Annotated in this window: 12 protein-coding genes and 1 tRNA gene; 2 read left to right on the forward strand and 11 right to left on the reverse strand. The window is 63.3% G+C overall.

Features of this window, described 5'->3' with window-relative positions:
* Positions 1–25: 25 nt before the first annotated feature.
* The 11 genes from ACR0DA_RS00415 to ACR0DA_RS00465 form a co-directional block, all read right to left on the reverse strand.
* Positions 26–1,207, reverse strand: coding sequence for a carbohydrate porin (locus ACR0DA_RS00415; protein WP_480752557.1), 1,182 nt, complete (start codon positions 1,205–1,207; stop codon positions 26–28).
* Positions 1,204–2,007: a DUF3299 domain-containing protein gene (locus tag ACR0DA_RS00420; protein ID WP_480636742.1), complete on the reverse strand. Its 804-nt coding sequence runs from the start codon at positions 2,005–2,007 to the stop codon at positions 1,204–1,206. Before ACR0DA_RS00420 ends, ACR0DA_RS00415 begins: the two co-directional genes overlap by 4 nt.
* Before the next feature lie 7 nt (positions 2,008–2,014).
* On the reverse strand, positions 2,015–3,394 hold the full coding sequence (locus ACR0DA_RS00425) for an amidohydrolase family protein (protein ID WP_480752559.1): 1,380 nt from the start codon (positions 3,392–3,394) through the stop codon (positions 2,015–2,017).
* Between the two features lie 233 nt (positions 3,395–3,627).
* Positions 3,628–3,704 (reverse strand) — tRNA-Met (locus ACR0DA_RS00430).
* A gap of 71 nt (positions 3,705–3,775) precedes the next feature.
* The gene (locus ACR0DA_RS00435) at positions 3,776–4,750 is read right to left on the reverse strand and encodes an alpha/beta hydrolase (protein ID WP_170405168.1); all 975 of its coding nucleotides are present in this window, start codon (positions 4,748–4,750) and stop codon (positions 3,776–3,778) included.
* Positions 4,747–6,228 carry a flavin-containing monooxygenase gene (locus ACR0DA_RS00440; RefSeq protein WP_480752561.1) on the reverse strand — a complete coding sequence of 494 codons (1,482 nt, stop codon included), beginning with the start codon at positions 6,226–6,228 and terminating at the stop codon, positions 4,747–4,749. The genes ACR0DA_RS00435 and ACR0DA_RS00440 overlap by 4 nt, the downstream gene beginning before the upstream one ends.
* Before the next feature lie 72 nt (positions 6,229–6,300).
* Positions 6,301–7,101, reverse strand: coding sequence for a PaaX family transcriptional regulator C-terminal domain-containing protein (locus tag ACR0DA_RS00445; protein ID WP_170598954.1), 801 nt, complete (start codon positions 7,099–7,101; stop codon positions 6,301–6,303).
* A gap of 51 nt (positions 7,102–7,152) precedes the next feature.
* Positions 7,153–9,183 (reverse strand): phenylacetic acid degradation bifunctional protein PaaZ, encoded by a 2,031-nt coding sequence (gene paaZ, locus ACR0DA_RS00450; RefSeq protein ID WP_170598952.1) that lies wholly within the window; start codon positions 9,181–9,183, stop codon positions 7,153–7,155.
* Between the two features lie 43 nt (positions 9,184–9,226).
* Positions 9,227–10,579 carry a TRAP transporter large permease gene (locus ACR0DA_RS00455; RefSeq protein ID WP_149775555.1) on the reverse strand — a complete coding sequence of 451 codons (1,353 nt, stop codon included), beginning with the start codon at positions 10,577–10,579 and terminating at the stop codon, positions 9,227–9,229.
* On the reverse strand, positions 10,576–11,082 hold the full coding sequence (locus tag ACR0DA_RS00460) for a TRAP transporter small permease (RefSeq protein WP_170598951.1): 507 nt from the start codon (positions 11,080–11,082) through the stop codon (positions 10,576–10,578). The genes ACR0DA_RS00455 and ACR0DA_RS00460 overlap by 4 nt, the downstream gene beginning before the upstream one ends.
* 57 nt (positions 11,083–11,139) lie before the next feature.
* Positions 11,140–12,159: a TRAP transporter substrate-binding protein gene (locus ACR0DA_RS00465; RefSeq protein ID WP_480752563.1), complete on the reverse strand. Its 1,020-nt coding sequence runs from the start codon at positions 12,157–12,159 to the stop codon at positions 11,140–11,142.
* 166 nt (positions 12,160–12,325) lie between these two features.
* Here ACR0DA_RS00465 and paaG point away from each other — a divergent pair, with 166 nt between their 5' ends.
* Positions 12,326–13,111 (forward strand): 2-(1,2-epoxy-1,2-dihydrophenyl)acetyl-CoA isomerase PaaG, encoded by a 786-nt coding sequence (gene paaG, locus ACR0DA_RS00470; protein WP_480752565.1) that lies wholly within the window; start codon positions 12,326–12,328, stop codon positions 13,109–13,111.
* Positions 13,112–13,113: 2 nt separating this feature from the next.
* Positions 13,114–13,542 (forward strand): hydroxyphenylacetyl-CoA thioesterase PaaI, encoded by a 429-nt coding sequence (gene paaI, locus ACR0DA_RS00475; RefSeq protein WP_170599076.1) that lies wholly within the window; start codon positions 13,114–13,116, stop codon positions 13,540–13,542.
* Positions 13,543–13,553 lie beyond the last annotated feature (11 nt).

Below are 13,553 nucleotides of genomic sequence, written 5' to 3' on the forward strand. Positions count from 1 at the left end.
CTCAAGTGGGCAGACCCGGCCAGCGTCAGAACACGAGCCTTGTCCGCAGGCCGAACAGGGCCACGCTGTCCTGGCCGGGGTTCAGCAGTGGGTTCGAGATGAACTGCACCGACGGCGTGATCTGCAAGCCGGGCGAAATCGAAAAACGGTAGAAAGCTTCGAGGGTGAACTGATCGCCGTCGATGCCACGGGCTTCGGCCCAGTTCAGCCCCAGCCCAGCCAGATCGGTGTTCCGGCCGTAGTACCCGATGCCGGCTGACAGGGACCGATCATACAGCGCCGCCGTTCCCTTTGCCGCGCCGGCGCGCAGGAACGGCATCCATTGGTTGCCCACGAACCACGCGGCGGAGAAGGCCGCGCCATAGTCTTCGGCCCGGCTGCCGTCATCGGCTGCATCCGCGTGCCAAAGTGTCAGATGGATGTTGTCGAAATAGATCCGATCAAAGCCCGACGTGTACCCCAGTTCGAGCGATTTGAAGAGGTTGCCGTCGCTGAAAACGTCGAAGTTCGGATCGGACGGATCGGCGTTTGCGTCAGCGACACTGGCCACAGCATAGAAATTGCTGCCCAGCCGCACGCCCCCGGCAAGACCCAGCCCGGGGTTGGGGGCGTTTATCGTCGGATTGGTGTTGAACGACAGGTTCTGGAAACCGCTATAGGGACTGACAAGGCCATAGATGTCGACGAAGTCGGTCACGTCGATCTGACCGAATTGCAGCGTCCACGACCCGTCCGCGGCCCGCTGCGACCAGAACAGGTTGGTCAGCAGCAAACCCGTGTCGTTGAAGGCGGTTCCTGTGATCGAAAGCGCGCCTCCGTCCAAGCCCAGAAACTGCGGTGCGACATCGGTATAGCTGTGCCGGTGTTCGACCTTGAAGGTCAACGAACCCTGTTCGGTTGCCTGCCAGCTGCCATAGAAACGGGCAATTCCGCTGGCGGCTTCACCGGCGCCCAGGTCGGCATCCGTCGTTTGCCCAAGGGCCAGATAGTCAATGTTGAAACGGAACCCGTCTTCGGCCAGACGATCCTTCCAGGCAAACCATCCAAGCGCGATATTGCGTGGAAAATCCGACCGGAATTGCGGATCGGTCAAGCCGTCTCCGGGTTCAAGCTCGGCATTCACCGATGAGGGACCTGACAATCCCTGAGCGACCGCACCCGAAGCCCAGACAAGGGCCGCCAGCACCAGCGCAATCCGCCGGATCATTCCGAGGCCGCCTGACCACCGGTTTTGCGCCGCCCCGCGGCCCGAAGAATATCTGTCGCGTCCTCGCTCCACTCCAGCCCGTCGGTGCGGTTCTGGAGCGTCTCGACCTTGTCTGCCTCCAATTGGAACGTGGCGCGCATCGGCATCAGCCCGTCGACCACGACCATCTGGTGATCGGTCGGCGAAATCGTCAGACGTCCCGTCAGGCGGACGGGTTCGTGGACATAGCTGGGAACCCAGTCGGCATCCAGCATCACACGGATCATCTGGTTCGGCGGCGGCGGCGGCATGTGACTGCACATGCCCCGTTCGGGCACCAGATAGACAACGGATCGCCCGTCCGCGTCCGCAGGAGCCGGAATGGCGAAACCGGACAGCGTGACCTCTTGCCCGTCATACAAGGGGTTGCCAAGCGTGGCTGCTTTTTCCCTGCGTTCGGTTACGACCTGGCGTTGACCCAACAGCCAGTCCACGTCGACACCGCCCGCGGCTAGCGCATCCTCGGTCTCGTGCAGAAGTTCCTGCCACTTCTGGCGGTCCTCGTCCGTGCCGACATCCTGCTGCAGCCGGCCACGCAGCCGAACGACGAACAGGACGTCGTCGAACTGTTCGGGGCTGAGGTCGCGATAGGGGTCCTCAAAGGTCTGGACGGTCGGATCGGGCAGATCGTCCCAACCAACCGAGAGGCCGGCCCAAGTGGGCGCGCCCGTACCCAAGCTGAGCGTCGCCGCAATCAGCAGAGTTCGGACGGAGTTCAGAAAGGCGGGCTTGTCATGGCGGTCCCGACCGCGAATCCTCATCATGGCCCTAGTTGAGCGTATTTTTGTGGATCACGCCATCCTTCATGATCAGGCGGATGGTCTCGGGGCTGTCAGGCCGCGGGTCCGCACCGAACCACTGATCGCCTGTACCCACGACCGAGAAATCTTCGAGCGGGTTGCCGTCGATCAGCAGAATGTCCGCATAAGCGCCTTCCTCGATCACTCCAAGCTTACCGGCGGTGTAGGGATTGGTGAAATCGCCGGACAACTGGGCGATCTCGCCTCCGATCGAGGTCAGTGTGACCATTGATTGATAGGGACCGAAGAATTCGTTGTTCAGGTGTCTTTCATACGCGATCTGGATGTTGCAGGCCTCGACTGTGCCCACGCAATCTGTCTGGAACCCGCGCTTCACCGGGCATTCCTTCATGTTCGGGATGTAGTTCTCGAACGTCGCCGAAGCCGAGATTGCCTTGGCAAGGCTCGATGGTTGGTTCTTGACCGCCGGAATATCCAGAAGGCCGGGATCGAACGCCGTGAGATTGGTCGTGATGTACGCGCCCATTTCGTTCATCTTTTCAGCGATTTCGCAGTCGAAGGAAAATCCGTGTTCGATGGACATCACACCCGCGTCGAGCGCACCCAGAATTGCTTCCTTCCGATAGGAATGCGCCATGACATAGCTGCCATATTCATTCGCGACCTGCACGGCGGCTTTGATCTCTTCTGGCGACCCGGCCAGCAATTGCCAGGGGTCGAAGGCCGAAACGACACCGCCCGATTGCATGAATTTGAGCTGCGTCGCGCCCATCCGGAAGTTGTTGCGTCCGAATTTGTAAACGTCGTCAACGCCGCTGATTTCCTGTGCCATGTTCAGGCGGCTGAAATTGGTGTCCGTCCCCGGAGGTGCGGTGAAGTTGCCAAAGTCGGCATGGCCTCCACGCGTGCTTAGAAAGGCTCCCGACGGATAATAGCGTGGCCCGGGAATCTGACCCGAGTCGATAGCCCGTCGAAGTCCACCATTGGCCCCGCCTGCATCCCTGACCGTCGTGAAACCCTGCATCAGATACATTTCGGCCATCCGCGTCGCATGGATTCCGAAATCCTCCCATGTCGAATTGGCTTCCATGGCGCTGAGACTGGGCCCCATCAACATGAGATGCGCATGGTTTTCGATGAACCCGGGTGTCAACGTGCGCCCCTCGCCGTCGATCACCGTGGCGTCTGGGGCGTCGATCGCTTCGGTCGAAACCGTTTTGATCAGGTTCCCTTCGACCAGAACACTGGCGTTTTCGATGCGTTGTTCGCTTGTACCGTCGAAGACATGCACGTTGGTGAACAGTGTTTGAGGTGGTTTTTCATCCTGGGCCGCTGCCGGCCAAGCGAAACTGAGGGCACAGACCAATCCAAGGTACAGACGTTTCATCACTGTTCCTCCCGCTTGTGCCGGTTTGGCTATCATTATCATAGATTTGAATATGATAGGGCCGGCCATCCAAAGTCAAACCTTCCGGGTTGATAATTGGAGGAGGGCGAACAGGCCGTTTGTCCGATCCGCTTGATGCAGACGGGTGGCATGAGGGCATTGGCATCGTCGATGATAACCGCGACTGGCCAAGCGGACGCGGCCCAAGGCCAAACTCGAGGATTTCAGGGAAGTGGTAGCGGAGGAGGGACTTGAACCCCCGACACGCGGATTATGATTCCGCTGCTCTAACCAACTGAGCTACTCCGCCACGGTGAGAGGCGATTTAAGGGAGGGGCCGGAGAGGGTCAAGAGGGAAATGCCACGAAAATGCGGGATTCTTCATCCGGCCGTGTTGGCGGGTTTCGACGGCGATTGCGAAGCATTGGCCATGCGGCGGACGAACTCTGCGCAGGCCTCGGGCGCGGTCAGGGGGATCATGTGGCCGCGGTTCTCGAGCTGTTCAAAGCTCAGCCCGTATTCCACCATCGGTGCGCCTTGCTGGCTGGGTGACAGGATCGGATCTTCGGCCCCGTACAGGATGCCGCCCCCAACCTTCAGTTCGTGGTAGCGCTGGGACTGGGCGTCGATGCTGGCGTCCACGCCCGCCAGATCCTGCGATCCGGTGATGTAGGCTGACGGGCGCAGCCCCAAGGCGCCACCGGCGCGGTCCAGGAAATCACTCGGGGCCGGTTCCGGGGCAAACGCCTCATCAATCACGTGCGGCGCCGTGGTTTTCGCCAGGGGAACAGCGATCGTGTTGGCGATCAGGCTGCGCAGCCATTCGGTCCGGATCTCCAACGCCTTGAAGATGGCGGGTGTGCTGGGTACCCGATGTGTCAGCGGGGCCAGCAGGGCCAGTGCCCGAACCCGTTCAGGATTGTCCAGCGCCATGGCGAGCGACACCGCGCCCCCGAGCGAGTGTCCGACCAGAATGGCCTGCGATACGCCCTTGGCTTCGAGGAATTCGTGGATCATCCGCGCCTGTTCCGGCAAGGTGGCCAGCCGCGCGTGGTCGCGGGTCGAATACGCGCACCCGGGCCGGTCAACCGCGATGACGTGAAAGTCGTCGGCCAGAAGGTCGGTCATGGCATAGGTGAAGTGCTGCAACTGGCCGGTCAACCCGTGGATCATCACCACCGTCGGCTTCTCTGGATCGCCCTGTTCGACATAGTGGATCGAACCGCCGTTCATCGGCAGGATCTGCCCGGGCTGAGGCACGGATTGGGCTCCCATCCGCGTCAGGCGACGGGTCCAAAGATGCATCAGGATCAACGCGGCACCGATGATCAGCGCAATGGTCAGCAGGGTGGTCATGTCGGCGGTCCTTTGGTCTGGGCGGGATCAACGGGATGGTAATGCTCGAGCCCGGCCTTCGCCAGACGTTTGCGGAATTCCGAAACGGTGCCGGGCCACAGCGTCGTATTGCGCCCCTGTGCGTCCTGATACCACGAAGTGCATCCGCCGGCCTGCCAGACACTGTCAGTATGACGCTCCTGCATTTCACGGGTGAAGTCGGCCTGCCGGTCAGCGTTTGGAGCAATCGCGGGCAGACCCGCGCGCCGCATCTCCTCCAGCACCCGGCCGATATGGGCGACTTGTGCTTCGATCATCAGAACGACCGAGTTGTGGCCCAGCCCGGTATGCGGCCCCAGCAGGATGAAAAAGTTGGGAAACCCGGCAATGGCGGTGCCCAGATTGGCCTGCATGCCGTCGGCCCAGGCCTCCTGCAGGCTCAGCCCGTTCGCGCCGCGGATGTCCAGCCTTTGGACCGCGTCCGTCACGTGGAAACCGGTGCCCCAGATCAGAATGTCGGCCGCCGTCCGACTGCCGTCGGTCGCGATGATCTCGGTCCCTTCGATCCGCTCGACCCCATGCGGGTTCACGGTGACATTGTCGCGGGCCAGCGCCGGGTACCAGTCGTTCGAGCTGAGGACGCGCTTGCATCCGATCCGATAGTCCGGTGTCAGAATGCGGCGCATGTCGGGGTCGGATATGGCCTCCTCCAGCGCTTTGCGCCACATCTTCATGGCAAAGTCGACCGCGCGTTTTTCGCCGCGAAACACGCGGTGGCGGAATTCGAACAGCCAGTAGATGAACTGCCTGCGGATGCGCGGCAGCAGCGGAATGCGGCGATAGAGGTGCCGGACCCAGGGCGCAATCGGCCCGTCGGGGCGTGGCAGAACGTAAGGCGCGCTGCGTTGGAAGATGGTGACATGGGCGGCGGTTTTGGCGATTTCCGGCACGAACTGAACGGCGGATGCGCCGGTGCCAACAACTGCTATGCGTTTGCCCTGCAGCGGCACCGAGTGGTCCCATTTGGCCGAATGGAATGCCGGACCAGGAAAGCCCGCCGCTCCCGGGATCTCGGGAATGCTGGGGATGTGCAGGGCGCCGATGGCCGACACCAGGAACCGTGCCGTCCATTGCGCGCCGCCGGTCGTCTCGACCTGCCAATGCGTGCCGTCCCACTGGGCCGACTTCAGTTCGGTGTGGAAATGGCACAGATCATACAGCCCTTCGTCACGCGCAACGCGGCGCATATAGCCCCAGATTTCGGCCCCGCCTGCATAGGCGCGGGTCCAGTCCGGGTTCGGATGGGTGGCCATCGAATACAGGTGCGAGGGCACATCGCAGGCCACGCCGGGATAGGTGTTCTCTCGCCATGTGCCGCCGATGTCGTCGGCCTTTTCAAGGATCGCGATGTTGTGGATGCCGCGCTTGCGGGCCTCGATCGCCATGATCAGCCCCGAGAACCCGGCCCCTACGATCAGCATGTCAGTGTCGTGGGTCATGCCTGCACCTCCTCCAAAAGGTACAAGGTCAGGATAGGGTCAAACTGCGTTTCAGGAAAACCTGCCGTAGGGTCAGTCTTGGTTCAGATCGTCGGGCAGGGGGCGCGGCAGTTGGTCCAGCAGGCGGAACACCTGCGCGCGACAGGCCGGGCCAGTCCAGTCCGGCGGGCAGAATCCGTCGGGCAGGTCGGGCAGACGCAGAACGACGCGCCGCCACCGGTGCACGATCAACGTGCGCAGGGTGGCGATCTGACAGGGCGTGGGCTCCCAACTGGCCGGGCGGCCTCGGGACACGTGGCGCACGGCCTCGTGCAAGGACCGGCAAGCCGTGCGCAATTCGGGCGGAAACAGCTTTTCATGCGCCCATTGCGGGACCGAGCGGGCGGTGACTTCAAGGATCAGCAGGTCGTCCTGGTCCACGGGCGGTGCCCCCGGTCCCAACGCAGCGTTGCGGCCGATCGGCGTGTAGTCGTGGCTGAGCAGGATGTCTTCCAGCAGCCGGGTGCCGGTGCCATCCTCGGCGATCAGCAGGTGCAGCGGCGTATCCGGCGCAGGGTCGCGCGCATAGATGCGCGGCGTGACCCGGGCTGATTGCGTGCGGCCATATTCGGTCAGGAAATGCATCGAAACGCGCCCGACCCGGTCGCTTTCTACCCAGCCATCCTTGCGCAGACGGTGCAGGGCCACGCGGATCGCCTCGGGCTTGATGCCCATCGGCTCGATGATGCGGCCCAGCGCCCCGCCCGAGATCTTGGCGCCGCGCTCCTGCGCCATGTCGCCGAACAGCGACACGATGATCGACCAGACCCGCTGATTCTGCGGGTCGGCCAGTTCGGCCACGGCCTGGGTGAACCACGGATGCGCGTTGGTCATGCGCCCAGTCTATCCGGCCCGGCTGTGCAAGAAAAACACTTTGCTCTGCGCTCAGTAGGCGTTCATGGTCAGCAGTTCGTATTCGGCGACCTTCTCGTCATCCTGATTGGTCAGGGTCACGTGCCAGCGCACCTCGCCATAGTCGTCGGTGCGGCAGGTCTTTTGCTTGACCGTCAGGCGGACCTTGATGCTGTCGCCGGCCACGACCGGCTTCATGAAGCGCAGACCGTCCAGCCCGGTATTGGCCAGCACCGGCCCTTCGTTCGGCTCGACGAACAGGCCGGCGGCAAAACTCAGCAGCAGATAGCCATGCGCCACCCGGCCCGGAAAGAACGGGTTTCTGGCCGCCGCGTCCTCGTCCATGTGGGCATAGAAGGTGTCGCCGGTGAAATGGGCGAAATGTTCGATGTCGTCCAGGGTGATGGTCCGGGGCGCCGTGTGCAGCGTCTCGCCGATCTGCAGCTCCGTGAACTTGCGGGTAAAGGGATGGGCGGGGCCTTGGATCTCGGGCGCGCCGGGGATCCATTTCGCGCCGATCGTCGCCAGCATCCGGGGCGAGCCCTGCAGGGCCGTGCGCTGCATGTAGTGTTTCACGCCGCGCACGCCGCCCATTTCCTCGCCGCCGCCGGCGCGACCGGGGCCGCCATGGACCATGTGTGGCAGGGGCGAGCCATGGCCGGTGGATTCCTGCATCGAGTCGCGGTCGTTGATGTAGATCCGCCCGTTGAAGGCGGCCGCGCCCATCACTACCTGGCGCGCGATCTCGGGGTCATGGGTGATCAGCGAGGTGACCAGCGACCCCTGGCCGCGATTGGCCAACGCGATGGCGTGGTCCAGATCGCGATAGCCCATGATGGTCGAGACCGGGCCGAACGCCTCGGTGTCATGCACGTGCCGGGCGGCGTCGGGATCGGCGCAATGAAACAGCATCGGCGGGACGAAGGCGCCTTTTTCCGCATCGGCGCCCACCACCTCGAAGGCATCCGGGTCGCCGAATACGCGTTCGGCCTCTTGCCCGATGAGGCGAGCCTTGGCCAGAACGTCGGCCTTTTGCCCGTTCGAGACCAGCGCGCCCATACGCGTGCCGTCCAGTCGCGGATCGCCGATCGTGGTCTGCGCCAGCTTGGCCGAGATCGCGGCGATCAGCGCCTCGACCTGCGCCTGAGGTGCGATGATGCGGCGGATGGCGGTGCATTTCTGCCCGGCCTTCGTCGTCATCTCGCGCACGACTTCCTTGACGAACAGGTCGAATTCGGGCGTGCCGGGTGCCGCGTCGGGGCCAAGGATCGAGGCGTTGAGGCTGTCCTGCTCGGCCACGAACCGCACCGAGTTGGTCACGATCACCGGGTTCTGCCGCAGCTTCATCGCGGTATCGGCCGAGCCGGTAAAGCTGACCACGTCCTGACAGGTCAGGTGATCCAGCATGTCGCCCAGCCCGCCCGAGACCAGCTGCAGTGCGCCGTCGGGCAGGATGCCGCTGTCGAGCATGATCCGCACGGCCAATTCGGTGACATAGCAGCTGTTGGTGGCGGGTTTCACGATCGCCGGAACCCCGGCCAGCAGGGTGGGGGCCAGTTTCTCCAGCATGCCCCAGACCGGGAAGTTGAAGGCGTTAATATGTACCGCGACCCCTTGCAGCGGGGTGCAGACATGCTGGCCCAGGAAGGTGCCGTTCCGCGACAGCTGCTCGACATCGCCATCCAGATAGACACGGCCGTCGGGCATCTCGCGCCGCCCTTTCGAGGCAAAGACGAACATGGTGCCGATACCGCCGTCGATGTCGATCAGGTGATCCTTCTGCGTGGCGCCGGTTTCAAAACTCAGGTCATAGACCGCCTGTTTGCGTTCCGACAGCGCCTGCGCCAGCGCCTTGAGCATCTTGGCGCGTTCATGGAACGTCAGCTGGCGCAGGGCAGGCCCGCCCACGTCGCGGGCATGGGCCAGCATCGCCTGCACGTCCAGCGCATCGTTGCCGGCTGTGGCGAAGGGCTCTCCGGTGATGGCCGAGGCGATGGTGCGGGCCCCGGCGCCGGGCGCAACCCACTGGCCAGCGGCGAAACTGGAAATCTGTTTCAGAGACATGAAATGCTCCTGTATTGGGGCCGCCTTGCGCGGCGAAATCTGCTCAGTGACCCAGCGCGCCCATCTGTTGCGGCAGGTACAGAACCACGATCGGAACCAGAACGATCAGCGCCAGGCGGAAGATGTCGGCCACCCAGAACGGGGTCACGCCGCGAAAGATCGTGCCGGTCGAGACATCGCCCACCACGCCCTTGAGGATGAACACGTTCAGGCCCACCGGCGGGGTGATCAGCGAAATCTCGGTGACCACCACCACGACGATGCCGAACCAGATCGGGTCATAGCCCAGCGAGGTCACCAGCGGGAAAAAGATTGGGACCGTCAGGAGCAGCATCGACAGGGATTCGAACACGCAGCCCAGGATGATGTAGATGCCCAGGATCATGAGGATCACAACGAAAGGTGCCACGTCATAGGCGGTGACCATGGCGATCAGCGCCTCGGGCAGGCCGGCCAGGTTGATGAAGTTCGAAAAGATCTGCGCGCCGATCAGCACCGCGAACAGCGCGGCGGCGGTAAAGCAGGTTTCCTTCAGCACTTCGAAGGTCGATCCCACGGTCAGCCCGCCGCGGAACAGCGCGATCAGAAAGGCGCCGGCGGCGCCCATGCCTGCGGCCTCGGTCGGCGAAAAGGTCAGGTTCAGGGGTTCGAAATCGAACACGCCATACAGCCCGCCGATCACCAGGAAGAAAAGCAGCAGCACAGCCCAAACGGACCCCAGCGCGCTGATGCGCTCGCCCCAGCTGGCGCGTTCACCGGCCGGGCCGGCCTGAGGGTTGCGCCACACGGTCCAGCGCACGGCGAACAGGTAGAACAGGATGCCCAGAATGCCGGGGATGATGCCGGCCATGAACAGCTTGCCGATCGAGGTTTCGGTCAGCAGCCCGTAGATGACGAGGATGACCGAGGGCGGGATCAGGATGCCCAGCGTGCCGCCTGCGGCGATCGACGCGGTCGACAGTTCGTCGGAATACCCATAACGGCGCATTTGCGGCATCGCGACTTTGGACATGGTCGCGGCGGTGGCCAGCGACGATCCGCAGATGGCCGAGAACCCGCCGCAGGCCGCGACTGTCGCCATGGCGATGCCGCCACGCATGTGACCCAGAAAGGCGTTGGAAACCGCATAAAGCTCGCGCGCCATGCCGCCCTTGTTGACGAACAGGCCCATCAGGATGAACAGTGGCACGACCGACAGGCCGTAATCCTGCGCGGTATCGGTGATCTGGCGGCCGACCATCGACATCGCGGCCTTCAGCCCGCGCTCGTCAAAGATCGAGCCGCCGCGTTCATAGGCAAAGCCCAACGTGCCGACCAGCCCCATGGCAAAGACGATGGGCAGGCGCATCAGCACCAGGATCAGGACAAGGGCAAATCCGATGAGTGCAGCGGTCATTGAGTGGATTCCGTCAGGGTCTTGGGGGCAAACAGGTGCAGCAGTCCGGTGATGATCATCACCACGGCGGTGATCGCCACCGACGCAGCGATGAACCAGCCGACGAGGTATGTCGGGATGCTGAGGTATTCGGTGACATCACCATAGTCGCGGGCGCGTTCGGCCAGAATCCACACGCGCTGGACCGGCCAATATAGCATGGCGCCGCTGAGGATATAGATCACCGCGTCACGCAGGCGGCTGAGGCGCAGGCGGTGAAAGATACCGTCGGTCAGGTCCACGGCGATATGCCCGTTGGTGACCGAGATGATGGGGAGCACCGAGAACACCAGAATCGCCATCAGGATGCGCGTCAGTTCAGTGGCGGCCTCGATCGGCGCGTTGAAGACCGACCGCAGGATCACGTCGCAGAAGGTCATCACCATCAGGATGAACAGGGCCGTGCAGGCGACGATCACCGGCAGGACGCTGGCGCGCCGTACAAGCTGGATGAGAGGGGTCATCGGGTGGCTCCGGAAGGGGCTGGGTTGGGGGCGGCCAGTGCCGCCCCGCATCAGGGATCAGTTCGAGGACATTTCCGACTTGATCATGTCATAGGCGGCTTGCGCATCGACGCCGGCTTCGTTGACTTCGGCAATAACCTTGGCGCGCACGTCCTCGGCGATCGTCGAGAACTTCTCCATGTCCTCGGCAGCGGCTTCGTGGATCGCATTGCCCTCGGTGCTTTGGGTCGCTTCACGGCCGATGGCGTCGATCTCGTCCCAGATCTTGCCGATTTCGCGGCTCAGCGGTTCGCCGAACACGTTTTCTTCCAGCGCTTTCTGGATGTCCTCGGGCAGGTCGGCGAAGGTTTCCTCGTTCATGATGAAGGCAAACGACCCGCGATACAGGCCGCCCGGCATCTCATAGACGTTCGGGGCCACTTCGGTCAGCTTGAAGCCCTTGCGGGATTCGAACGGCATGACCACACCGTCGGCGGCCTTCGAGGCCAACGTCTCATAGACCTTGGGGGCCGGAACCTGGATGCCGGTCGCACCCAGTGCGGTGCCCACATCGCCACCGACGCCACCGGGGATCCGCACCTTGAGGCCCGAGATCTGGTCCATCGAGGTCACCGGGCTGCTTGTGTGCAGCTGGGCGGGGCCGTGGGTGTGCAGGGCAATGACCTTGACGCCGCGGTGTTCGTCGGCGGCCTTCAGGTATTTGTCGTAAGCGCGCCAATAGGCGACCGAGGCGGCCTCGGCCGAGCCTTCATAGCCCGGCAGTTCGATCAGCTTGGTCGTCACGAAGCGGCCCGGCTGATAGCCGTGGAAGATGATCGACGCATCCGCCGCGCCATCCATGATCAGGTCCATCTGGGCCGGGGGCGGGGCGATGCCCAGCTTCAACTCGGCAGTCACCTTGCCGTCGGTGGCCTCTTCGACCATCTCGACGAATTTGGGCCACATCTTGGCGTTGATCCCGTGGGTGGGCGGCGCCCAGCTGGAAATCGTCAGGGTGTAATCCGCCGCAAATGCCACGCTGCCAGACACTGCCAAGGCAGCCGTCGCCAACAGCGTTTTGATCCCGTTGAGTTTCATGACTGGTTTCCTCCTCCAAAACATGAGTCACAAATGCGTTAATGGTCCTTTTTGTAACCATCAACCGGCCGAAAGCCCGGATTCGGCGCTTCGTCGGAGAAATTTATTGACCAACCGTTCGGTTAATGCAAGAAGAATATCGAAACGAATGCAAAGCGAGCGGCCCATGAGCGATACGATTCTTGCGCAGCGGCGTGGAAATTATGTGGAAATCACTCTCAACCGCCCTGATCGCCTGAACAGCTTCACCGAGGAAATGCACCATGCCCTATGCCGCGCCATCGAAGGCGCGCGCGATGAGGGCGCGCGGGCGATCCTGCTGACCGGGGCCGGGCGCGGGTTCTGCGCGGGGCAGGATCTGGCCGATCGCGACCCGTCGAAAATGGACGGCCCACCGGATCTGGGCCACACGGTGCGCACCTTCTATGCGCCGCTGGTGCGGTTGATCCGGTCGCTGAACTTTCCGGTGATCTGCGCGGTCAATGGCGTGGCCGCGGGCGCGGGTGCCAATCTTGCGCTGGCCTGCGATATCGTGCTGGCCGCCGAGTCCGCGAAATTTATCCAGTCCTTCGCCAAGGTCGGGCTGATCCCCGATACCGGCGGCAGCTGGCACCTGCCGCATCTGCTGGGCGAGGCGCGTGCCAAGGGGCTGGCCCTGACCGGCGAGCCCTTGATGGCGAAGACGGCCGAGGACTGGGGCCTGATCTGGAAAGTCCTACCCGATGCCGACCTGATGACCCAGGCGCGTGCGCTGGCCGAACGCCTGTCGAACGGCCCCACGCTGGGCCTGGGTCTGACCAAGCAGACCATCCAGGCCGCCGCGACCAACAGCCTGACCGATCATCTGGAGATCGAGGCCGACGCCATGAAGACCTGCGGTGAATCCGTCGACTATGCCGAAGGCGTCGCGGCCTTTCTGGAAAAGCGCAGCCCGGAGTTTCGGGGCAAATGAGCATGACGCCGAAAGAACGCGCCGAAAAGGCCGCCGCCGCGATGTGGGCGCAGGACCATGCCTCGAAATGGGCGGGGATGGAACTGGTCGAGGTCGACGAGGGCACCGCGACGCTGGCGCTGACCGTGCAGCAGCACCATTGCAACGGGCACGGGATCTGCCATGGCGGCGTGACCTTCATGCTGGCCGACAGCGCCTTTGCCTTTGCCTGCAACAGCCGCAACCAGTCGACCGTGGCCCAGCACAACGTGATCAGCTATGTCGCGCCGGGCCGGCTGGGCGACCGGCTGACCGCCCGCGCCACCGAGCAGAGCCTGACAGGCCGCAGCGGCATCTATGACGTGACGGTGACCAACCAGGACGGCCGCAAGATCGCCGAGTTCCGGGGCTTTTCCCGCGCGATCAACGGCACCCTGTTTCCCGAGACCTGAGGTGAGGAGGA

The sequence above is a fragment of the Ruegeria sp. CI8 genome, assembly GCF_056536865.1.